We start from the raw sequence: 21,640 nt of genomic DNA on the forward strand, positions 1-21,640 counted from the left end.
CCTTTTTGTGAAGGAGGGGTTTAAAATGACTGTGCGCCAATATAGATATACAAATATCAATGGACATCAGGTTGAATTCGCTCAGGACTTTTTAATACCTCAGGATAGACACACCCATAGAGAAGCTAAATCCCAGAAGGCTCAACTTGAAAGTGTCCATAAACATGGCACTAGTAAACATTTTAAAATCCCACTTAAACACAGATTAACCTGATATGGCTGCCTTAGTGGCAGTCATATTTTTTCCATTAAGTTACTAACATATATTTTCTCTTTTAGTGCAAATTATAAATACAAGATAAAACCCCCCATGGATATAAAATTTACATAGTTAAGGAGGAAATATTATGGCAGCAGGTCAAAGTGGATCTGGAAGAACACAGTTAGTTCCAGAGGCACATAAATACATGGACAATATGAAGTATGAAATAGCATCAGAACTTGGAATTCCTGTATACCAAGGCTCTGAAGATTATTGGGGAGATATTCCTGCTAAAGATTGCGGTAAAGTCGGAGGAACCATGGTAAAGAGAATGATTGCCATGGCAGAGCAGCAGATTGCTCAAGGTCATATGCCAAATAAGATTTAATATATATTTGTGTTTGCTCCTCTAAACTTCGGGTTCTACCCGAAGTTTTTTTACTGTTTTAACTCTCTCATCCTTTTTTCTTGATACTTTCAGTTTTTTATTGTTATAATATTTAATGGACTCCAATCATTCAACAAGGAGGTAAAGTAATGTTCAATAACTATACAGAGTTAGCTGAGAACAAGCTTCTTCTTTTATATATACTAAAGAAAATAGATTCCCCCATAACAAATTCATACCTGACTCAGATAGTTTTAGAGAATAACCTTATTAATTATTTCTCTCTCCAGCAATATCTGTCAGAGCTTATTGAAAGTGGTTTTGTAAACAGCATAAAGGAAAATAGCCGCCATACACTTAAACTTTCACAACGCGGCAGGGATGCTCTTGAACTCTTTGTTAATAGAATTCCTGATAAAAGAATAAAGATTGTAAATGAGTATCTTGATAAGAATATCCCACAAGCTGAAAAAGGAATAGAAGCTGTTTCTGAGTACATTAAATGTCCAAATAACAAATTTTTATCAATATTAAAACTTCAGGATAAAGATGAGGTTTTATTTGAACTTCGCCTGACTTCTGACAGTAATGTTAAGGCTCGTGAGATTTGCGAAAGATGGAAGAAGGATTCTGAAAAGTTATATGAAAATATTATTAATTTATTTAAGGAGTAAAAATTTCGGGAGGTATGTCATGGAAAGAATGTTTAAATTTATACCACAAGGTGTATGTTCCAGCCAGATTGTTTTTGATATTATCGATGGTAAGGTTAAAAATGTTAAGTTTTCAAACGGATGTACTGGTAATCTTCAGGGTATTGCCAGTCTAATTGATGGTATGGAAGTAAATGAAGCTATTTCAAGACTTAAGGGAATTAAATGCAGAAATGCAACTTCATGTCCAGATCAATTAGCAATTGCCCTTGAAGAAGCATTAAATAAATAAAAATAAAAAAGGTGTTATATCTAAATTCACTAGATACAACACCTTTTTATAATTTATAAACAGCTGAATTAACAAAATATAGATATTGCTATTTTAAAATAAGTCTTATTAACTCCTCTTCACTGAGCCTCAAGTCCTTTTCCTTCGCAGCTTTAATATAATTATTGTAAGTTTCCTTTGCAAATAATAAGAAGTTCTGCGGAATCTTCTTTTCATTTTTAACTGCCAGATAATAAAGTCTCTGCGCCATCTTAACCTTATCAAGGAGTTCATTATCCAAGTTACTTCCCCCAATTAAGTTCTTTAGTTCATTATATTCAGGTTACATAAAAAATGTACAACTTCTTTAAAAAAGTTTCAGGTTGTTTACACATTACTGCCAGACAAAAATTTAATAAGGTTATGATAACTTCAGAAAGTGCATGTCATAAATTATAAATATGACAGCTTTAGTAAAGTCTTTTCATTAATATTGAACGGGCCTCTCCTATCATATAAAGTGAGCCGCAGAATAATGCTACCTCATTATCCTTCAACGTGGTTAGTATCAGATTAACAGCCTCATCTACAGATTGTGCTGCAATTGCTTCTTTGGAATATTCTTGAATAACTTTTTTCAATTCCTCAGATGTCAATGAACGTGGACTATTTGGTGTAACCGTTATAAAACTGCTTGATATCTTAAAAAGTTCCTCCAGCATTTCATTATAATTTTTATCCTTAAGCATTCCACATACCACTTTAACAGTTTTATCAGGAAAATATTTTTTTACAGATTTAACCAAAGCTTTAATTCCCTGAATATTGTGGCCTCCATCTAGAACTACATATGGATGCTTTTTTAATACTTCGAACCTTGCAGGCCACTTTGCCTTTTTAAAACCATCATATATTGCACTTTCCTCTATGTTATATCCAAGTCCCCTTGTTACTTCAATTGCTGTTAATGCTGTTAAAGCGTTATAAACCTGATGTTCCCCTAAAAGATTAATTTCTATATCTCTATAAGAATATTTTCCTGTAACATTGAACTTTATGCCTTCTATGCTGTCATTAATTATCTCTACAGTTGAATCCGAAACCATAAAAACCGGTGCATTTTTATCCTTTGCTACCTTTAGTAGCACCTCCATAGCTTCCTCTTCCTGTGGATATATTACAACTGGAGTGTTTTCCTTTATTATTCCAGCCTTCTCATAGGCTATTTTCCCAAGGGTATCGCCTAAGATGTTTACATGATCATAACTTATTGTGGTTATCACAGAAGTTAATGGTTTAATAATATTTGTGGCATCAAATCGCCCACCCAGGCCAACTTCAAGAACAACAAAATCAACATTGTTCTCCTTATAGTATTTAAATGCACATGCTGTTATTAATTCAAACTCTGTAGGATGATCCAGCCCCTCTTCAATCAATTTGTTTATTAAAGGCCTCATCTCCGTAACAAGCCTTGCTACATCTTCCTGGCTTATTTCAGTATCGTTTATTTTTATTCTTTCTGTAAATCTCTCAATATAAGGAGAGGTATATATCCCAACCCTATATCCCTGACTCATTAAAATAGATGAGATAAAGGTTGTTGTAGAACCCTTTCCATTTGTTCCGGCAACATGTATAATTTTTAAATCTGATTGTGGATTACCCATAAGCTCACATAGTCTTTCTATTCTTTTTAAACCTAGGTTAATTCCAAATTTACCTGTGTTTTCAATAAAACTCAAAGCTTCTTTATAGTTCATCTTATCACCCCATATAAATCAACAAAGATTTTCATATTAATTATATCTTAAGAAGCCAAATATTACTATTTATAATTTTTTTAAGCTATTTAAAGGCATAGTATAAGGCTGCAAGAATGATGAGGATTACAATAAAAGACAAGCCAAATGCGAATTTAAACACAGCAACTATAATTGAAACAACAATTCCTATGGCAAAAAGTACTCCAAAAATAGGAATTGCCACTACCCCTATAATTATGGTAACAAGCAGAATTACAATTGCTGCAAAAAGTATGCTTAAAAATGTTAACATTATTATCAACCTCCCTTATATATTTAGACGTATCCAGCCTGAAAAATTACACACAACTACTTTTTATTCTTTAAAATTTTCTAAAAAACGCCGTGCAACTGAGGATAAATATCTGTTTTTCATCCATATTATGGCCGTCTGTGTTTCCAAACTTGACTCCTTAATCTCCTTGTACTTTAAATTTCCATTTTGAATTAATCCAATACCGGCCTTGGGAACGATTGCAACTCCAATTCCTGTACTTGCCCATAACAGGGTTGAACGAACATCATCACTTCTGCAAACTATCTTAGGTTCAAAACCTGCCCTGTTAAAGGCCTTAACAATAAGACTTTCAAACCTTCTATCCACTATCAGTGGTTCTTCCTTAAGTTCTATAGGAAAAATATACTCCTTTTCATCCTTCCAGGGTGGATTAATACTGACAGCTATCATTGGCTCACTTGGAAGGCATATTGATTCGTATACATCTGTATTGAAGGGAGTTCTTATTATTCCTATTTCAACTATTCCACTTTCTAATAATTCAAGTATCCTATGGGAATCACCATCCCACATTTGAAAGTTTATCTCAGGATATTTTTCGTGGAAACTACGTATTCTCCAAGGTAAAAGTGCCGCACCAGATGAAGAAACTGTCCCAATTGACAAAGTTCCTTTTATACCATCGTCTATATCCTTTAATTCCTTTACTGTGGTTTCTACTAAATTCAATATCTGTTCAGCCCTATATTGTAATTTTTTCCCCGCACCAGTCAGTTTAATATTTCTTGTATTTCTCTCTATAAGCTTTACACCCAGCTCTTCTTCTAATAACTTCAGCTGTTGACTTAATGGCGGTTGAGATATATGTAATTTTTCAGCTGCCTTTGTTATATTTTCTTCTTCAGCAATAGCTAGAAAATATTTTAATTGTCTAATTTCCACTTAACCAACCTCCAAATTATATTTATATTTTTTTAATATAAATATAATATTTTATAAATATTTTTTATATGAATCACCCTCTGTTACAATAATATATGAAGATACATTTTTTAGCAATAAATAAACTTAAAGGAAATGCCTAGTGTAAAAAAATTAGTTGAAGGGAGTAAATATTATGACTTACAAATTATTATTCCTATGTACTGCTTGTTTCTTCTCTGCCTTCGTTGATTCAATCGCTGGAGGAGGGGGAATTATTAGCATACCAGCCTTTTTACTAGCAGGTATACCGCCACATATGGCATTAGGTACAAACAAATTCACATCCTGTTTCTCCACCTTTTCAAGTTCTGTTAAGTATATACAATCAAAAAAAGCTGACTTAAGCATCTTAAAACATGTTCTCCCTTATAGTTTTATTGGTGCAATTCTGGGAGTCACAACCGTTCTTAAAATAAACACTAAATATCTGAATACAATAGTATTAACATTGTTATTGTTTGTTGGAATTTACAGTTTGTTTTCTAAGGATATGGGAAAAGAAGATAGATTTCAAGGAATCAATAAAAAAAATAAAATATTAGGTGCTCTTTTAGGTTTAATACTTGGATTTTATGACGGATTTTTAGGAGCTGGTGTAGGTGCATTTTATATCTTTGGTCTCATTAGCATATTCAAAGTTGATTTCGTAAAAGCTGGTGCAAACTGTAGGATTTTAAATTTCGCCGGAAATATCGGTGCCATATTTATCTTTGCTGTAAAAGGTCAAATCGATTATAAAATAGGCATTCCTGTGGCTTTGGTTATGATGATAGGAGCAAGGCTTGGTGCAAAGGCTGCCCTTATAAAAGGTGCCAAACTAATTAAACCTATTTTCGTAACCATGGCCCTTGCCGTAGCCACCAAACTCCTCCTCTAAGGGACATATACTATTTGTCCTAATCTGGTAAGTAATTAAGATCCACCCATTTTTGTTTTAAACCCAAATTTTGATTTAAGTTTTCTCTCGTTTTAGCTTAAACTTCACTTTTATAAATCTTTATTCACTATGCTTGTCCAATTTTATAACACGGATAAGCATTTTTATTTCTAGAAATTTTTTAAGTATGTGTTTTTTTATTTTTTAATATGAATATTGGTTCATAAACTCAAGGGTTATATTTTTATATTTCTCATCATCTAAAAGCTTTACCCCAATACTGCTGAGCTTTGAAACCCTGCTTTGAGTTATGTTCCCAAGGACGTGACAAATTTCACTGCATTTTAAGTTGCAAAGGCTTCTCATTAAAAGTACAGCCAGTGCCTTTGCTTCAACTATTTCTCTGCAGTGTTTTGTATGGAGTTTTATTTCTTTAATTCCAAGTTTTGATGCGATAAATTCTAATATCTCTTTGCTTTTAATGTTCCTTATTAAAATCTTTCTTTCGCTTCTATATTCTGTACCTTCGTTTAGAAATTCCACTTCCTCTTTAAAAACCTTATCAGAGCATTTATATACTAATTTCATATAGCTTTCCCTAGCTTTTTTAGAATTTTTGCTGAACATGCCCATAATAAAGCCATCATCAACAAGTTCATAGGGGTCATGTCTAAGTCCTAGATATATTGAAAGACTTGAAAATTCATATTTCTCCGGGCAATTTTCATAACCCTTTATATCACAAGGGTTGTTGTGAACATATGCCGATAAGGCATAGAGATATATTTCACTCTTTACCATTTTGCTTTTAAATCTGTCTTGAAAAAGATGTCCATGTCTTTTATGTCTGTGGTTGAAATATTGGGCATAGGAGAAATTTATGCTGTGCATTATCCTTGAAATGTCTGCTCCGTTGGCGTCTATTATCAGATGCAGATGGTTATCCATAAGGCAGTAGCCATATACTCTGAATTCATAGGTTTTTTGATATTTTTTGACTAAAGCTAAATAATTAAGCTTATCTTTATCATCTTTAAATAAATCAACTTCGCTAATACTCCTTGCCATTACGTGAAAAATAGCGTCTTCCTTCTTTTGCCTTGCCATTCTTGGCATAAAAACATCTCCCTTCAAAGTTTTTACTTTAAATTAGTATTTCCTTTGAAGGGGGATGTTATTCATTGATTTATGACACTACTTATATGTCCCCATTTATGTCCCCATTTAAAAACAGGGTTTAATTGCCCTGTTAATGACTTAATCTATAATAAATTTATCCAATCTCTTCTATTATATAATATTCTAATAATAGTAACTGTTTTACTCTCCTCAGTCACAATATAAAATACAATATAGTTATCCACCATAATTTTTCGTACACCTTTATTAGCCAGTCTATCATCAGCTACTAATGAATTTCTTAATGGCATATTTTCTAAAGAATTAATCCCTTTAGCTATTTTTGAAATCACTTTCTTTGCTGTTTCAGGTTCTAAAAATTCTTTAGATATATACACTCCAATTTCATATAAATCCCTTTCAGCTGGTTCAGTAATTTGAATATCATAGGCACTCATTTTATAAATCCTTCTCAATATCAGCCAACGCTTCTTTAAAAGGTCTAACTTTTTTCTTTTGCATTGCATCAACACCTTCGTCAAGCAATTTATACAATTCAAATTTACCTACAAGTTTTTCATAAGTTTCAATACTCATAACTGCTAAATCTCCCTGCCCGTTCTTTGTTATATAAACTGGCTCATTATATTTATGGCAGAAATCTGATATCTCAATATATTTATTTCTTAAATCTGAACTTGGTCTTATTACTGGCATGAAAAACACCTCCTGATTAATATATCAATATTATATCACTTTATTGATATATTAATCAATTTTTTGTCGTAAATCAACTTTTTTATTTATGGTGTCACAACTGGCTCTTCTGGTACAGCAGTAAACCATGAACTGATTATACCTGCATCTACTCCTTGAGCATCCTCATCACAAATAAATCTATAATTCCCATCAATTTCTCTTTTATTCTCAAGAACAGAATTTAGTCATCACCGCTATATTCAATAATAATTAAAACTATAAATTGGAATTTTTACCGAGTCATCTTCCAGACAGAACCATCTGCCATTCTTCGTAAATATCCGGGACTCCTCTCAAGAATTTCTCCTGTTTCTACAGCTCTAATGATGATTTCTTCACGGTAATAGGGATCTTCAATCCATTTTGACGTATACAATTTTCCGTCATTCTGGAAATGTAATCCCTCATTTTCTTCAAGTTGAATGTGTATTTCTTTTGGCCACAGAAAATCCACTGCATCACCTTGAACATCATGCTTAACTAATGTAAATGGAGAAGTTATTAATCGAACATTTATCATATCTCCAACTTTTGAAAAAGGCATTTCTGTAAGAACTTCCACACTAGAACACTCTGGTTTAAAGATAAGTACCTGTATAACTTCTTTATTAAAGTCGTAGCGGATGATTCCAAAAGAATTATCTTTGCTCTCATAAACAGGTCTTTCCAGAAACACATTTTTTTCCTGCTTGATTGGTTCTAAAACTTTTCCGGATGGATACTCAATAAAATATAGTCTTGTACCTGGATACTTATTTTCAAAATCTGGTACTTCATAGGCTTCTGAACATGGCGTCCATTGTCCATAATACCAAGAATCTGATTCATCTACTTTTTCTGGATATATGTCTTCAAATCCTTTAAATATCTTAATATCCATTGCCTTTGGTACCTCCACTATAAATTGTGATTTATAGATTTATTCTATAATTAAAACATTCTACAAACAAAATTATACCACAAACATTACCAATTTCATAATTGCTTGTGGCATAAAGAATTAAGGCATATAAACTGCCTTTTGTAAAGAATATAATTCTGATGAAAATCAAAACTGGCTGGTATTTGATATAAAAAACAATTTTGGTAAAACTGAGAAGGATGTTATCAATGTAAGAATGGCAAAAGCTGTTGTTGAAATAAAGCCAGAATTTGATAAAAATCATTTGTTGAATCCTTTAAAGGTGTTATAAACATTATGTTAAATCAGAATATTGTCGATAAAGTTTATTTAACTTATGGTCTACAGTTCTTATAATGTTCTCTAAATTGGAAAGTTTACCGATAATTTCATGTATTCCTTTTTGCTAAGCAATACATTATCAGGGATACGAGTTAATAGTTTAATATCTTTTCTGCTGCTAAACTAAGATTAGTTTCAGAAAAATATGCACTATCAGCAATATAGTAGAAATCATCTTTGTTAACCTTCAAATTAAGCAATGTATCATCAAGTTTTTTCAATGTGCACAAAAGGCACATATACTAGATTTTTAATTTGACTAATAGCGTAAACAGTTAATTTTTCTTTTTTTTTTGCTGAACATTCCCATTATAAAACCATCATCAACAAGTTCATAGTGGGCGTGTCTTAAGCCTAGATATATTGAAAGGCTTGATAATTCGTATTTCTCCAGACATTTTTCATATTCATTTGTTCCTAACACCACTTATATGTCCCATATTACATGTCCCATATTACATATTACAAGTTTTAGATATAGGAAGTTAATGTTATAATAAGAAAATAAATCAATATATACTGGTAAGAGGAATTTCAATTGGTAGAAATAATACTTCTAATATTAGGAATAATATATCTAATTTATAAAATTGCTTTTAATATTCCTAAAGACATATAAAGACTTGAGAGCAAGGTTGATAATTTGCAGTTGCACCTTAGAGAAATAGAATGAAAAATAAGCCAAAAGTAAAAGTTTTTATCTTAAGAAATTCTTAAGATTTTTATCAGTATCTTTTTAAATATTGCCTGCTAATATTTTAACTGAGGTAGGTGATTTTTATTGTTCAATTTTAAAATGATACTCGGGAGGGGCTCATATGGATAGGATTAATGTTTTGGTTTGTGATGATGATAAAGATATAGTAAGTGCCTTGGAAATTTATTTAAAAATGGAAGGATATAATGTTTTTAAGGCGTATAATGGGCTTGAATGTTTAAAGATTATTGAAGATGAAATAATAAATCTTGCTATTATTGATATTATGATGCCTCAGCTTGATGGTTTATCGGCACTTATAAAAATAAGGCAGGAGAAAAATATTCCCGTTATAATATTATCTGCAAAATCAGAGGATACGGACAAAATAACTGGGCTTAACTTTGGAGCGGACGATTACGTTACAAAGCCCTTTAATCCTCTTGAACTTATTGCAAGGGTAAAGTCACAGCTAAGAAGATATACTGTTCTTGGAAGTATGGAGAATAAAAGCGAAGTTATTAAAAATGGCGGCATTGAACTTGATAAAGAGAAGAAAGAGGTCAGGGTTGACGGAGAGGCAGTGAGGCTTACTTTAACCGAATATAAAATATTGTTGCTTCTTATGGAAAATAGGGGGAGGATTTTCTCAATAGACGAAATATATGAAAGGGTATGGAATGAGCCATCCTATTCTCCAGAAAACACTGTGGCAGTTCATATAAGAAGGATTAGGGAGAAAATAGAGATAAATCCGAAAGAACCTAAATATTTAAAGGTGGTGTGGGGAATTGGATACAAAATGGAAAAAATATAAATATATCATTTATACAAAAACAGTAATTTTTATATTAGCCTGTGTTTCCTTTTCAATGTTTTGGGGTTTAAGCTACAAATTATTTGAATTTCACGATGCTTTATACTCTCAAAATTACTATGAAACTATAGATTTTCAATCAACAATAGGAAGATATACCCATAATGTTGTTGAGCTTAATACTAAACTAATAAATGATGAAAAGGTTAAAGAATATTTATCTGGAAAAAATGTAGATGCAGAGAATGTAAGAAGGTACAAAATTATAATTGATAGACTATCAAAGAATAAAAATTTTATTTACTATATAAAGGACAATAAAACAGGAAAAATAGTTACAAATATAGTAGAAAATAAACCCTTAGAAATAATTAAGAACCAGCCTGTTTATATGTATGAAAATCAGTGGAATACTAATTATTATACCAATATTTCAGACATGATTAATAATACCGAGATTAAAGTTTATACAGCGGTTAGATTCCCTTTAAAAAGCGGTGATGAATTTTATGATGATTATACTAAATTTATAAATGACAGGAAGGTAGTTTTAAATTATATAATTGCCATATGTATATGCCTTGCAGTTTTTTTCTCAGCTTTTATTTACTTTTTAATAACAGCAGGGAAAGAAGCTAAAGATGATAATATTAAGCTTTTAGGCATAGATAACATTCCAATAGAAATAAGTACTATATCAGTCTTTGCTTCAGCTTTTCTTTCAGTTTTGATTTTTAGCAGTTTTAACAATGTATATTCTATAACTTTTATTTCCTTTATTGATGCTATAATAGGCATGACCTATGTGTTATCTATAATAAGGCTTTTAAAAGCTAAAAAGATGTGGCAGTACTCTTTTATATACAAAAGCATAAAAACATTAAATAATTTATTTTTCAATAATGGATTTAGGAAAACAAACATAGCCCTATTTGCATTCTATGGAATAATAAATGGAATTTTGTTTTACAGCCTTTGTTATTTTAAAGATGTATTTGTATTATTAACGTTCTTTATTTTTCTAGTAATTGCTTTTAATTTTGCATGCCTTCATTATTTCTCTAAGGTTGTAGTTTCCCTTCAAAATATTATAGATGCAATTGAGGAAATTTCCACTGGGAATATAGATTATGAAAAAAAGGGGGAAATGTTGCCGGAACTTAAATATGTAATGGATGATATTTTAAATATACAAAGGGGATTAAAAAACGCACTAAATGAGGCAGTTAAAGGAGAGAGAATGAAGGCTGAGCTTATTACTAATGTATCCCATGATTTAAAAACTCCATTAACTTCAATAATTAATTACGTTGACTTGCTCAAAAAAGAAGAGTTAGATGAAAAAACTAAAAGGGAATATATTAATATACTTAATGAGAAATCCCAAAGGTTAAAGCAACTTATTGAAGATTTAATTGAGTTTAGCAAGGCTTCAAGTGGAAATTTAAAAGTTGATTTTTCAAATATCAATCTTCATGATTTAGTAGTGCAGTCCTTAGGAGAGTTTGAAGCAAAAATAAAAAAGGCTGATCTTGAAGTAGTAGTAAACTGCACAGATAAAAATATTTTAGTAAGCTCAGATGGAAAGTATCTTTGGAGGATAATTGAAAACCTTCTTTCAAACGCAGTTAAATATTCAATGAAAAATACGAGGATATATATAGATATTTTAAAAGATGATGCTTACGGTATTTTTTCTATTAAGAATATATCTGCATCACCATTAAACATTCCAGCAGAAAAGCTCATTGAAAGATTTGTAAGGGGAGATGTATCAAGAAGCAGCGATGGAAGTGGGCTTGGACTTTCAATTGCAAACAGCCTGACAGAATCTTTAAGAGGGGTTTTTAATGTTGAAATAGATGGAGATTTGTTTAAAGTAACTGTAAAAATACCGCTTATTCTTTAAGCACAAGAATCAACACAAATAGGCATAAAAAACATCTCCCTTCAAAGTTTACTTTCAAGTTAGTATTTTCTTTGAAGGGGGATGTTATTCATTGTCTTAAAACAACACTTATATGTCCCCTGAGATGTCTCTGCCGCAGTTTGGGCAGAAGGTAAAATCCCTTTTTACACTTGCCCCACAGTAAGGACAAAACTTCATCTCATCCGTTGAGTAAGATTTTGTTTTTTCAAAGTCTTGATATGGCTTATCGTGTTTTATATATCGCTCAATGGGATCTTCTTCTTCATATGAATTTGTTATATCATACAGAGACATTCTATTTTTCCCTACAGCATTTGTATAATGAAACACTCCTTGAGCAATTGCTATGATTATAAAAACCACACCAAACATCCATAAGGTCACAGGTGCCCCCATCCTGATAGCTGATATTATCCAAAATAACCCCAAAATTACTGCTGCAATACTCCCAAATAAACCTAAAGCAGATGGCCCTCTTCCTGGCTTTATACTTTTCAAAATACCCACCCCATTTTTTTATTCTTTATTTAAACTTAACTGCTGTTCCGTATACGATAACTTCTGCAGCCCCCTGCATTACTGCACTTGTTGCATATCTTACATTAATGACTGCATCTGCTCCAAGCTTTTCAGCTTCCTGAACCATACGCTTTGTAGCAATTGCTCGAGCCTCTTCCATCATCTCGGTGTAAGCTTTAAGCTCACCCCCAACAATCGTCTTAAACCCGCTTAATATATCCTTACCAATGTGTTTTGAATGAATTGTTGACCCCTTAACAATTGAAATAGTTTCCAATTCTTTTCCTGTTATAAAATCAGTATTTACTAATATCATCTTTGTCCTCCTCCTTAATTTCTTTTATTCTTTCATATGCTGCGAATATAAGTGTTCCAAGTAAAACTAGAAAAATACATACAGCTAAAAATATAAATATTATTGGAATTTTAGTTGCCTGTAGGCCTGTCATAATTCCAAAGGCATATAAACAAATAATAAGCCCCATAATTAAAGTAATAAAAATTACTGTTATTATTCCACTTTTCATTCTCCCTTCTCCTTTTTTCTTTTTAAGTATTAATTTATTATAACATTTTTTTCCATAAACTATCCATAATAAATTTTATTAAAATCTATGCCTTCTATCTTATTACATGAAAAGCTGCCCAATGGCAGCTTTTTTATTTCATACTGTTTATTCTTTCAATTACTTTATCCAGCATTTCCTGGTATTTTGCCTGTTTTTCCTTTTCTTCAGCTATTACGCTTTCTGGAGCTTTACTTATAAATCCAGGGTTTGAAAGCTTTTTAACTACTCTTTCTACTTCCTTTTCAAGTTTTTCCTTTTCCTTTGAAAGTCTTTCTATCTCCTTAGCCTTATCTATTAAGTCATCAAGGGGCATAAAGATTTCTCCTCCTGCAATAACTACTGATACAGCATCCTGAGGTACTTCCTCCCTTGATGGGAAAACAATTTCTGATGCTGAAGCAAGCTTTTCAAAATACATTACACCCTCTTCAAAAGCTTCTTTTGCTTCATCTGTTGATGGAAGAATCATTAACTTAGCCTTTCTTGAGTTTGGAACATTCATTTCTGCCCTTACGTTTCTTATTGCCCTTATTGCATCGATTACATGTTCCATCTTCCTAACTTCAACTTCAAATTCCCTTTCTGCCTTATATTCCGGCCAACAAGCTGTTGTTATTGATGGTGTTTCTTTACTAATATGCTTGTAAATCTCATCAGTAATAAATGGCATAAATGGATGAAGGAGTTTTAAGGTATCTACTAAAACTTCTATCAATGTTATTTGTGCTGCTGCCTTATCAGCTTCTACATCTCCATATAATCTTGGCTTAACTAATTCTATATACCAGTCACAAAGCTCTGACCATGCAAAGTCATAAATTTTCTGTGCAGCAATTCCAAGTTCAAACTTATTAAGGTTTTCAGTTATTTCAGCGATTGCTGTGTTTAGCTTTGATAAAATCCATCTATCAGCAGCATTTCTATAATTATTAACTTCATCTTTATATTTGTTAATTAATTCTTCATCAAGATTCATAAGAACAAATCTTGATGCATTCCATATCTTATTTGCAAAATTTCTTGATGATTCAACTCTTTCCATATAGAATCTCATATCGTTTCCTGGAGTGTTTCCAGTCATCAATGAGAATCTTAAAGCATCTGCACCATATTCCTCAATGACTTCTAGTGGATCAATTCCATTTCCAAGGGACTTTGACATTTTTCTTCCCTGTGAATCTCTAACAATACCATGGATTAACACATGTTCAAATGGCACATCTCCCATTTGTTCAATTCCTGAGAATATCATTCTTGCTACCCAGAAGAAGATAATGTCATAACCGGTTACAAGAACACTTGTAGGATAGAAATATCTTAAATCCTCTGTATTCTCAGGCCAGCCAAGTGTTGAAAATGGCCAAAGTGCTGATGAAAACCATGTATCAAGAACATCCTCATCCTGAATTAAGTTTTTAGAATTACACTTACCGCACTCTGATGGTTCCTCAGACATTACGATTACTTCTCCACAATCCTGACAATACCATACTGGTATCCTATGTCCCCACCATAATTGCCTTGAGATACACCAATCCTGTATATTTTCCATCCAATTGAAATAAACCTTTGAGAATCTTTCTGGAACAAATTTAACCTTACCTTCCTTAACTGCCTTTATAGCAGGCTCTGCCAATGGCTTCATTTTTACAAACCATTGCTTTGAAAGTAATGGTTCAACTACTGTGTTACATCTGTCATGGCAGCCTACATTATGATTATGTTCTTCTATTTTATATAAAAGTCCCATTTCTTCAAGGTCTTTTACTATCTCTTTTCTTGCTGCATATCTGTCCATACCCTGATACTTCCCAGCTAAATGGTTCATGGTTCCATCTTCATTCATAACAACTATCTGCTCAAGATTATGTCTTTTTCCAACTTCATAGTCATTTGGGTCATGGGCTGGAGTTATTTTTACACAACCGGTTCCAAACTCTAAATCAACATATGAATCAGCTATTACTGGTATTTCTCTATTTACAAGAGGAAGTATCAATGTCTTTCCCACTAAATGTTTGTATCTATCATCCTCTGGGTTAACAGCAACTGCAACGTCTCCAAGCATTGTCTCTGGTCTTGTTGTAGCAATTATCAGGTATTCATCACTTCCCTTAACCTGATATTTAATATGCCAGAAGTTACCTGACTTTTCACTGTATTCAATTTCAGCATCTGATATTGCAGTCATACATTTTGGGCACCAGTTAATTATTCTATTTCCTTGATATATAAGGCCTTTATTATATAATCTTACAAAAACTTCTCTAACTGCCTTGTTTAAACCTTCATCCATTGTAAAACGTTCTCTTGTCCAATCACATGAAGTACCTAATTTTTTCAGCTGATCTGCTATTCGCTTTCTGTATGTGTCAGACCATTCCCAAACATGCTCAAGAAATTTTTCCCTGCCTATTTCCTTTTTATATATTCCTCTGCTCTCTAAATCCTTTTCTACCCTGACTTCAGTTGCTATACTTGCATGGTCCTCCCCTGGAAGCCATAAAGCTGAATAGCCCTGCATTCTTTTAAATCTCATCAGCACATCCTGAAGTGTATTATCAAGGGCATGACCTAAATGAAGCTGTCCTGTGATGTTTGGAGGCGGCATCATAATTGTAAATGGCTTTTTCGTGCTGTCTACTTCTGGTGTAAAATACCCATTTTCAACCCATTCACTATACAATCTTTCTTCAAACTCTTTTGGATTATAGTTTTTAGCGATGTTTTTATTGTCTTCCATAAAATCTCCTCCTAAATTACTTCTAATATTCTAAGGAATCCTATACCTGCAATAACAAGTCCAATCAACTTAAATATTATATTTCTCTTGTCTTCAAAATCTACCTTTAGAAGCTTAAAGATATATTTTGATCCATATACCATTATGCTTCCAATCAGAATTAATAAAAAACTCAACAAATCAATTTTTTGGAGCATATTTATCACCTCCAGTATTCCTTAACGTGAAAAAGTCCTTCACCCAGCAAAGGGCGAAGGACCGCGGTACCACCTTTATTCCGACATGTTATCGGCACTTAATTTTTTAACGGAAAACCGTTTCACTCTACTTAATTTCAAGTGAAAAGCTCGGAAGCTACCTTCAACAACCAGTTTCTTAGAAAGTCTTTCAGCCGGTGAACTTTCCTCTCTTAAAGACTTAGTTATTTACTCCTCTTCGTCATGGCTTTTAAATATTAATTTATATTCTATTATAATATTATGTTATTCTTTGTCAATATTTATTTACTGTTACCTTTAAATAACAGGTAAATACCTGTTAAAACTAATAGGGCTGGTACAAATATTGAGCTGATATATGATTTTATAAGCTTGTATATATCGTTTCCTGCAAAGAGCTTATTTAAGATTCCTAATATCCCAATAATTATTAAACCCCATGCTATAACCAATAAAGTCCTTCTGTTTGACTTTAAATTATTCAGGGAATTATGGATGTTTTGGGAATTATAACTATTTGTTATAAAATCTGAGTCATATATAGGTTCACCCATATCCATTCTCTTAGCCAGGCTCAAGGTATCAAAAAATGTGTATACAATAAAAGTAAATTTAACTGGGCCAACTAAAAACCCAAGTCCTATTAAATTAAGTATTGGACTTATCATCAAAAACAATATTAATGCCTGAACACCCTTTCTTAAAAGACCTAGATACATATATCCAACTCCAGGTATCAAGGCAGCTAAAAACGTCAAAAATCCATTTCTTCTTTCCATATTTATCACTCTCCTAAAAAGATTTTGTCTATCTTAAGTATGTTTTCAACTGTTGCAAATTCAGAGCGAAATTTTATCTGAGCATCTATTATCTTTAGCTGAATATCTGATGTGTATAAAAACATCAATAAAATCCCTGCTGTAATCAGACTATATCCTATTATAGGTTTTCCAACCTTGTTTACTTTAATCTTAGCCTTATCCCTCAATCTTTCATTATAATCAGATGTGATTTTAAAATCTTCAAAGGAATTTTTAATTAATTCATCTATATCATCCCACTCTTGCTGCACAGTGAATATCCCTCCCTATCAAGCTCTGATTTTAGTTTAATTTTTGCTCTATATATTCTTCCTTCTACAGTTTTGGAAGATATATTTAGAACTTCTCCTATCTCCTTATGGGTAAGACCTATATAATAATATAGAACAACTGGCGTTTTAAGCTCCTCTGGAAGATTTAAAATACACTGCCTTATATATCTTTTTTCATCTAAATCCTCTATCTCCTGACTTTTATTTTCTAGTTTCAAACCTGTTAAGAAATTTTTTAAACTTTTTTTTCTTTTGTAATCTATACAGCTTGATATTGTAATTCTATATATATATGTGGATAAAGAGGATTCTCCCCTGAATTTATTTATAGTTTTATATAATTTTAGAAAAACCTCCTGGGATAGATCCTCAGCCTCATGATAATCATGGGTGTAGGAATAACATAGTGATACAACTCTTTTTTTATATAAATCTACAAGACTATAAAAACATTCATCATCTCCTCTTTTGAGGCCCTCTATTATTTCATTGTCCCCCAAACTTACCACTCCTGACTTTTAAACTCAACAGTTCCCCTATCAACATTTATATTAACTATACCATTTCCATTGCCTAAAACCTTTCTGATGCCAGAATTAACCCTTCTCTCTTCATTTATTTTGGTAACACCCTGCTCTAAATCAATATTTACATTTACATCCTTGTCCTCTGTTTTCAAGTTTACTACACCATTATCCATATCTATTTTAATGTTTTTACATTTCTTATTATCTATATCTATTTTACCATTGTCCACATCTATATTTATATTTTCTGCCTTTCCTTTAACTGTTACAGTTGCATTGTTGCCATTTATTTTGATATCATTTACATTCTCAGCCAAAATCCTTCCGTTGTTACAATCTATTGAAACCTTTGACTTGTCTTTTATATCAACATTACAATTGTTACTATCTATAAATATTTGTGTATCCAAGGAATTTTCTCCCTGAATGAGATTTAAATTGTTTACATTGAGCTTTATTTTTATATCTTTTGGAAGATATAGTGTAATTTCAACCTTCTTTATATAACTTTCTTTAAAATTAAGTTTAGTTTCTCCTTCAATGTCCATTTTGTTGATTCGATAATTAATTCCTTCTTTCTTTTTATCAGCGTATATTTTTGCCTCTACCCTGATGTTATTATCCTGTGACTCTTCTAAAATAACCTTTCCATTGTCTGCATTTAAATTTAATACATCCTTTGTTCTTTGAAAAGTACTAGAAGCATTTATAACAGCATAATTTTTTATATCCACATCATTTACCCAATCAACAAAATCATTTAACGAAAAATTTCCTTCTATATTTTTTAAATTATACTTTACCGTCTTGGATATACCTTGAAATGCATTTACAGTAACAAATGCAATTAAAACAAGTATTATTAATGGATTAAAACCTATTTTTTCATGATTTTTTACTGCTAATTGAAAAAGTATTTCAAGACCAACTCCAACAATTAATACTGGCCAGAATTTAAAAATAAGCTCTCCAAGCTGTGGATCAGATTTATTTATTATCATCCACACCCCAAGATAAATAAAACCTATAGCAGAAGTAAAAGTTCCTATTTTCTTCAATTTAATAACCTCCCTGTTTTGTATTCACTTATTTAGACGTAAACAATACTGAAGATCCCCCATATTAACTTGTTAATTTTTTGTATTGATTCTTAATTTTCAAACATTTATTACGTATTTTTATTCTATTGACAAATATATTATTCGCATTTACCTCAAAAAACTACAAAAAACTACAAAAAACTATGTCAATATATATTATACTACATATTTAACGATTTAACGTGATTATTTATGTATATTCAATGATTTTCTTAATTTTTCAACATTTTTCTTGCTTTTATGTAATTTTTAAATTATTATAATATTGTGATAACGCAATGGCCATTGTACAGTAATTGTGAAAAAAACGATAATGGAGGTATTACCATGACACTTAAATTAGATATGGTACAAACGGCAGCACTAGCTGTGGTAGTTTTGTTTATTGGACAAGCTATCAAGAACAAAGCAAAATTCCTCGATAAATATTGTATTCCAGCTCCAGTTGTTGGAGGTCTACTTTTCGCAATATTAGCACTTATATTAAAATCAAGTAACGTTTTAACATTTGAAATGGACGTTACACTACAAAAATTATTTATGACAATGTTCTTTACAACTGTTGGTTATACAGCAAGCTTTAAACTTCTTAAAAAAGGTGGTTTACAAGTTTTTATATTCCTTGCACTTGCAGTAATACTTGTTATTCTACAGGACGTTGTAGGTGTTGCTTTAGCTAAGGTATTTGGATTACATCCATATATAGGTCTTTCAACTGCTTCAGTACCAATGACTGGTGGACATGGAACTTCAGGAGCATTCGGTCCTAAGTTCGAAGAAGCTGGTGTTGTTGGAGCTACAACAGTTGCAATGGCATCTGCAACATTTGGTTTAGTTATGGGTAGTATGATAGGTGGACCACTAGCTAAGAGACTTATTGAAAAGAACAAGCTTGATACAAAGGCTTCATCAAGTGCATACTCAAATGCTGAAGTTGCAGCTACAGCTGAAGCTAAGAAGTTAGATGGAAACGAATTATTAACAGGAACTGCTCAAATATTTATAGCAATGGGTCTTGGAACAATTATATCAATGCTTCTTGAAAAGACAGGTATGACATTCCCTCCATACATTGGAGCGATGTTCGCAGCTGCTATAATAAGAAACTTTGCAGATTCAACAAATATGTTCAAAGTTCGTTTAGAAGAAATAGATGCTATGGGTAATGTTTCATTATCAATATTCCTTTCTATAGCTCTTATTGGATTAAAGTTATGGCAATTAGCAGACCTTGCTGTTCCACTAGTAATAATGTTAATCGCTCAAACAGTATTAATGGCAGTATTTGCTTACTTCGTTGTATTTAACGTTATGGGTAGAGATTATGAAGCGGCTGTTATGGCTTCAGGACACTGTGGATTCGGTATGGGGGCTACTCCAAACGCTATGGCTAACATGGGAGCAATAGCTTCTAAATACGGTCCAGCACCAAAGGCATTCTTTATTTTACCTCTTGTAGGAAGCTTATTTATAGACTTCTTTAATGCAGGTATAATAACAACATTCATGAACTTCTTCAAGTAATATATATGATAATCAAGGGAGCATCTTTAGATGCTCCCTTGATTTTTGCCTGAAATCTTTAATTTTATAATGGACAGCAATAGGATTGTCATGAATAAACTGATGGGAATTAAGTAAAATGTCTTATACACACCAAATATATCATTTAAATAACCTACTATTAGATTAATAATCATATTTATCGTTGATGCTGCAGAAATCACTATTCCTAGAATATATGAGGTATTTTCTTTAAAGGTATTGTTAACAATAAGAACAATTGTTGGAAAGCCGATTGAAAAGAAAAATCCTGATATAGAAATCAATATAACTGTTCCCTTTCCTCCAATAAGACCTGCTAAAAATATTATCATAGCACACATCAGAGAAACTATTAGTGCCTTAATATGTCCAACTTTCTCAACTATAAATCCTCCTACAAGCCTTCCAATGGTAAATACAAAATAAAAGATTGCCAGATATATAGATGTTTTATCCTGACTGAAACCGTATCCTGTCTTTAACAGATTAGCAAACCAATTGGCAACTCCAAGTTCTGAAAATACGTAAAAACCTAGTGCAAACATAAATAAAACAGCCAGTTTATTATTTAATACACTTTTTAATGAAGTTCTTTCCTTTCTACTCTCAACGTGAACACTTGGAAATTTAATGAAGAAAAAAACTAACAAGAGTATTGTAAATATTATACCATCTAAAAGATACAGCTCCCTCCACATAATCCCCTTATCAAGCATAAGTCCTGTCAACCTTTGCCCTAGGGAAGTTCCAAATCCATAACAACAGTGTGTAAGGTTCATAAGAACCGCTTGAAAACCAATAAACATTACTGGAATTAGAGAATTCGTAGCTATGGAATACAGAGAAAATCCTGCGTTTAAAACAAACATTGCACCAAGCAGCATACCAAAGGTTTTAGAGAAGTATATCATTACAAAGGCTGATATTGTTGTCACTAAAGCAATTAAATAGACTCTTTTATGATCAAGCTTTTGTATGATAGCTCCGCCTATGTATTGAAATAAAATGTACCCTATTGATGATATAAGAAGCAGATAACCAATGTAACTGTCGTTGATGTTAAACTCATTTTTTATTATTGGTATAAAAAGCCCTCTCATATTTTCTGAAAAACCTAAAGCTATCATGTAGATGAATAGATATATTGTTGGCACCACATGTCTTTTCATTTACCCCATCCTTTCAATATATTTTATACTTTTAATTAAATTTATTTAATAATTGTATTGTTTAACAAAAACTCTTCTGAAACCTTATCTTAAAAAGTCCCATAAAAAGTATACCATAAATGTAAACAGACATGGTATAAACATATAAAAATAAGCCTGATATTTTTATGCATT

General features: G+C 31.9%; 27 protein-coding genes and 1 other annotated feature. Of the genes, 8 read left to right on the forward strand and 19 right to left on the reverse strand.

Features of this window, described 5'->3' with window-relative positions; genetic code table 11:
• The first annotated feature begins 25 nt into the window (after nt 1-25).
• The 4 genes from Q428_RS10745 (at nt 26) to Q428_RS10760 (ending at nt 1,535) form a co-directional block, all read left to right on the forward strand.
• Nucleotides 26-214: a hypothetical protein gene (locus Q428_RS10745; RefSeq protein ID WP_035380869.1), complete on the forward strand. Its 189-nt coding sequence runs from the start codon at nt 26-28 to the stop codon at nt 212-214.
• Between the two features lie 133 nt (nt 215-347).
• A complete protein-coding gene (locus Q428_RS10750) occupies nt 348-590 on the forward strand; it encodes an alpha/beta-type small acid-soluble spore protein (RefSeq protein ID WP_035380815.1) in 243 nt (80 codons plus the stop codon).
• A 149-nt stretch (nt 591-739) separates the two neighbouring features.
• Nucleotides 740-1,264 carry a DUF4364 family protein gene (locus tag Q428_RS10755; protein WP_035380817.1) on the forward strand — a complete coding sequence of 175 codons (525 nt, stop codon included), beginning with the start codon at nt 740-742 and terminating at the stop codon, nt 1,262-1,264.
• A 28-nt stretch (nt 1,265-1,292) separates the two neighbouring features.
• Entirely contained in the window at nt 1,293-1,535 is a 243-nt protein-coding gene (locus Q428_RS10760) for a TIGR03905 family TSCPD domain-containing protein (RefSeq protein WP_035380871.1), read from the forward strand.
• Nucleotides 1,536-1,623: 88 nt separating this feature from the next.
• Here Q428_RS10760 and Q428_RS10765 read toward each other — a convergent pair whose 3' ends face one another.
• The 4 genes from Q428_RS10765 to Q428_RS10780 all read right to left on the reverse strand — a co-directional run bounded on the left by Q428_RS10765 (nt 1,624) and on the right by Q428_RS10780 (nt 4,499).
• Nucleotides 1,624-1,815, reverse strand: a complete 192-nt coding sequence (locus Q428_RS10765) for a hypothetical protein (RefSeq protein ID WP_035380819.1) — start codon at nt 1,813-1,815, stop codon at nt 1,624-1,626.
• Nucleotides 1,816-1,984: 169 nt separating this feature from the next.
• Complete coding sequence (locus Q428_RS10770) at nt 1,985-3,277, reverse strand: bifunctional folylpolyglutamate synthase/dihydrofolate synthase (RefSeq protein WP_035380821.1); 1,293 nt, start codon at nt 3,275-3,277, stop codon at nt 1,985-1,987.
• Nucleotides 3,278-3,362: 85 nt separating this feature from the next.
• Nucleotides 3,363-3,572 carry a hypothetical protein gene (locus Q428_RS10775; protein ID WP_035380823.1) on the reverse strand — a complete coding sequence of 70 codons (210 nt, stop codon included), beginning with the start codon at nt 3,570-3,572 and terminating at the stop codon, nt 3,363-3,365.
• A gap of 63 nt (nt 3,573-3,635) precedes the next feature.
• A complete protein-coding gene (locus Q428_RS10780) occupies nt 3,636-4,499 on the reverse strand; it encodes a LysR family transcriptional regulator (RefSeq protein WP_035380825.1) in 864 nt (287 codons plus the stop codon).
• Nucleotides 4,500-4,674: 175 nt separating this feature from the next.
• On the opposite strand from Q428_RS10780, the gene Q428_RS10785 reads away from it, so the two are divergent.
• Entirely contained in the window at nt 4,675-5,418 is a 744-nt protein-coding gene (locus tag Q428_RS10785) for a sulfite exporter TauE/SafE family protein (protein WP_035380827.1), read from the forward strand.
• 204 nt (nt 5,419-5,622) lie between these two features.
• Here Q428_RS10785 and Q428_RS10790 read toward each other — a convergent pair whose 3' ends face one another.
• The 5 genes from Q428_RS10790 to Q428_RS15480 all read right to left on the reverse strand — a co-directional run bounded on the left by Q428_RS10790 (nt 5,623) and on the right by Q428_RS15480 (nt 8,966).
• Entirely contained in the window at nt 5,623-6,534 is a 912-nt protein-coding gene (locus Q428_RS10790; protein WP_035380830.1) for a transposase, read from the reverse strand.
• Nucleotides 6,535-6,680: 146 nt separating this feature from the next.
• Nucleotides 6,681-6,995, reverse strand: coding sequence for a type II toxin-antitoxin system RelE/ParE family toxin (locus Q428_RS10795; RefSeq protein WP_035380833.1), 315 nt, complete (start codon nt 6,993-6,995; stop codon nt 6,681-6,683).
• A gap of 1 nt (nt 6,996) precedes the next feature.
• Entirely contained in the window at nt 6,997-7,254 is a 258-nt protein-coding gene (locus Q428_RS10800; protein WP_035380835.1) for a type II toxin-antitoxin system prevent-host-death family antitoxin, read from the reverse strand.
• A 274-nt stretch (nt 7,255-7,528) separates the two neighbouring features.
• Complete coding sequence (locus tag Q428_RS10805; protein WP_152539116.1) at nt 7,529-8,194, reverse strand: hypothetical protein; 666 nt, start codon at nt 8,192-8,194, stop codon at nt 7,529-7,531.
• 604 nt (nt 8,195-8,798) lie between these two features.
• Complete coding sequence (locus Q428_RS15480) at nt 8,799-8,966, reverse strand: hypothetical protein (protein WP_161633623.1); 168 nt, start codon at nt 8,964-8,966, stop codon at nt 8,799-8,801.
• Between the two features lie 400 nt (nt 8,967-9,366).
• Here Q428_RS15480 and Q428_RS10810 point away from each other — a divergent pair, with 400 nt between their 5' ends.
• Both Q428_RS10810 and Q428_RS10815 read left to right on the forward strand, forming a co-directional pair.
• A complete protein-coding gene (locus Q428_RS10810; RefSeq protein ID WP_035380873.1) occupies nt 9,367-10,053 on the forward strand; it encodes a response regulator transcription factor in 687 nt (228 codons plus the stop codon).
• 55 nt (nt 10,054-10,108) lie between these two features.
• Nucleotides 10,109-11,962 (forward strand): sensor histidine kinase, encoded by a 1,854-nt coding sequence (locus tag Q428_RS10815; protein ID WP_152539117.1) that lies wholly within the window; start codon nt 10,109-10,111, stop codon nt 11,960-11,962.
• Between the two features lie 108 nt (nt 11,963-12,070).
• Here Q428_RS10815 and Q428_RS10820 read toward each other — a convergent pair whose 3' ends face one another.
• From Q428_RS10820 to Q428_RS10860, 9 genes are all read right to left on the reverse strand, one after another.
• A complete protein-coding gene (locus Q428_RS10820) occupies nt 12,071-12,481 on the reverse strand; it encodes a zinc ribbon domain-containing protein (protein ID WP_035380840.1) in 411 nt (136 codons plus the stop codon).
• Nucleotides 12,482-12,506: 25 nt separating this feature from the next.
• Nucleotides 12,507-12,818 carry a YbjQ family protein gene (locus tag Q428_RS10825; RefSeq protein WP_035380842.1) on the reverse strand — a complete coding sequence of 104 codons (312 nt, stop codon included), beginning with the start codon at nt 12,816-12,818 and terminating at the stop codon, nt 12,507-12,509.
• Nucleotides 12,799-13,029: a hypothetical protein gene (locus tag Q428_RS10830; RefSeq protein ID WP_035380845.1), complete on the reverse strand. Its 231-nt coding sequence runs from the start codon at nt 13,027-13,029 to the stop codon at nt 12,799-12,801. Before Q428_RS10830 ends, Q428_RS10825 begins: the two co-directional genes overlap by 20 nt.
• A gap of 133 nt (nt 13,030-13,162) precedes the next feature.
• A complete protein-coding gene (locus tag Q428_RS10835) occupies nt 13,163-15,814 on the reverse strand; it encodes a valine--tRNA ligase (RefSeq protein ID WP_035380846.1) in 2,652 nt (883 codons plus the stop codon).
• Nucleotides 15,815-15,825: 11 nt separating this feature from the next.
• Entirely contained in the window at nt 15,826-16,011 is a 186-nt protein-coding gene (locus tag Q428_RS10840; RefSeq protein WP_035380848.1) for a hypothetical protein, read from the reverse strand.
• Nucleotides 16,012-16,057: 46 nt separating this feature from the next.
• Nucleotides 16,058-16,265: a binding site (T-box leader), on the reverse strand.
• A 48-nt stretch (nt 16,266-16,313) separates the two neighbouring features.
• Complete coding sequence (locus Q428_RS10845; protein ID WP_035380850.1) at nt 16,314-16,811, reverse strand: hypothetical protein; 498 nt, start codon at nt 16,809-16,811, stop codon at nt 16,314-16,316.
• A 5-nt stretch (nt 16,812-16,816) separates the two neighbouring features.
• A complete protein-coding gene (locus Q428_RS10850) occupies nt 16,817-17,104 on the reverse strand; it encodes a hypothetical protein (protein WP_035380852.1) in 288 nt (95 codons plus the stop codon).
• Nucleotides 17,080-17,634: an RNA polymerase sigma factor gene (locus tag Q428_RS10855; protein ID WP_242847829.1), complete on the reverse strand. Its 555-nt coding sequence runs from the start codon at nt 17,632-17,634 to the stop codon at nt 17,080-17,082. The genes Q428_RS10850 and Q428_RS10855 overlap by 25 nt, the downstream gene beginning before the upstream one ends.
• Entirely contained in the window at nt 17,628-18,710 is a 1,083-nt protein-coding gene (locus tag Q428_RS10860; protein WP_035380856.1) for a DUF4097 family beta strand repeat-containing protein, read from the reverse strand. The genes Q428_RS10855 and Q428_RS10860 overlap by 7 nt, the downstream gene beginning before the upstream one ends.
• A gap of 369 nt (nt 18,711-19,079) precedes the next feature.
• Here Q428_RS10860 and gltS point away from each other — a divergent pair, with 369 nt between their 5' ends.
• Nucleotides 19,080-20,276: a sodium/glutamate symporter gene (gene gltS / locus Q428_RS10865; protein ID WP_035380858.1), complete on the forward strand. Its 1,197-nt coding sequence runs from the start codon at nt 19,080-19,082 to the stop codon at nt 20,274-20,276.
• 26 nt (nt 20,277-20,302) lie between these two features.
• On the opposite strand, the gene Q428_RS10870 is transcribed toward gltS, so the two are convergent.
• Nucleotides 20,303-21,466 carry an MFS transporter gene (locus Q428_RS10870; RefSeq protein ID WP_051515124.1) on the reverse strand — a complete coding sequence of 388 codons (1,164 nt, stop codon included), beginning with the start codon at nt 21,464-21,466 and terminating at the stop codon, nt 20,303-20,305.
• Nucleotides 21,467-21,640: the final 174 nt, after the last annotated feature.

Origin of the sequence: Fervidicella metallireducens AeB, from assembly GCF_000601455.1 — a bacterium.
Lineage (GTDB): Bacteria > Bacillota > Clostridia > Clostridiales > Caloramatoraceae > Fervidicella > Fervidicella metallireducens.

Bases quoted from the DNA above. Each gene is read 5' to 3' on its own strand.
- Q428_RS10745 (WP_035380869.1), top strand. From the start codon at position 26: ATGACTGTGCGCCAATATAGATATACAAATATCAATGGACATCAGGTT.
- Q428_RS10750 (WP_035380815.1), top strand. From the start codon at position 348: ATGGCAGCAGGTCAAAGTGGATCTGGAAGAACACAGTTAGTTCCAGAG.
- Q428_RS10755 (WP_035380817.1), top strand. From the start codon at position 740: ATGTTCAATAACTATACAGAGTTAGCTGAGAACAAGCTTCTTCTTTTA.
- Q428_RS10760 (WP_035380871.1), top strand. From the start codon at position 1,293: ATGTTTAAATTTATACCACAAGGTGTATGTTCCAGCCAGATTGTTTTT.
- Q428_RS10770 (WP_035380821.1), bottom strand. From the start codon at position 3,277: ATGAACTATAAAGAAGCTTTGAGTTTTATTGAAAACACAGGTAAATTT.
- Q428_RS10775 (WP_035380823.1), bottom strand. From the start codon at position 3,572: ATGTTAACATTTTTAAGCATACTTTTTGCAGCAATTGTAATTCTGCTT.
- Q428_RS10785 (WP_035380827.1), top strand. From the start codon at position 4,675: ATGACTTACAAATTATTATTCCTATGTACTGCTTGTTTCTTCTCTGCC.
- Q428_RS10790 (WP_035380830.1), bottom strand. From the start codon at position 6,534: ATGCCAAGAATGGCAAGGCAAAAGAAGGAAGACGCTATTTTTCACGTA.
- Q428_RS10795 (WP_035380833.1), bottom strand. From the start codon at position 6,995: ATGAGTGCCTATGATATTCAAATTACTGAACCAGCTGAAAGGGATTTA.
- Q428_RS10800 (WP_035380835.1), bottom strand. From the start codon at position 7,254: ATGCCAGTAATAAGACCAAGTTCAGATTTAAGAAATAAATATATTGAG.
- Q428_RS10815 (WP_152539117.1), top strand. From the start codon at position 10,109: ATGTTTTGGGGTTTAAGCTACAAATTATTTGAATTTCACGATGCTTTA.
- Q428_RS10825 (WP_035380842.1), bottom strand. From the start codon at position 12,818: ATGATATTAGTAAATACTGATTTTATAACAGGAAAAGAATTGGAAACT.
- Q428_RS10830 (WP_035380845.1), bottom strand. From the start codon at position 13,029: ATGAAAAGTGGAATAATAACAGTAATTTTTATTACTTTAATTATGGGG.
- Q428_RS10835 (WP_035380846.1), bottom strand. From the start codon at position 15,814: ATGGAAGACAATAAAAACATCGCTAAAAACTATAATCCAAAAGAGTTT.
- Q428_RS10840 (WP_035380848.1), bottom strand. From the start codon at position 16,011: ATGCTCCAAAAAATTGATTTGTTGAGTTTTTTATTAATTCTGATTGGA.
- Q428_RS10845 (WP_035380850.1), bottom strand. From the start codon at position 16,811: ATGGAAAGAAGAAATGGATTTTTGACGTTTTTAGCTGCCTTGATACCT.
- gltS (WP_035380858.1), top strand. From the start codon at position 19,080: ATGACACTTAAATTAGATATGGTACAAACGGCAGCACTAGCTGTGGTA.
- Q428_RS10870 (WP_051515124.1), bottom strand. From the start codon at position 21,466: ATGAAAAGACATGTGGTGCCAACAATATATCTATTCATCTACATGATA.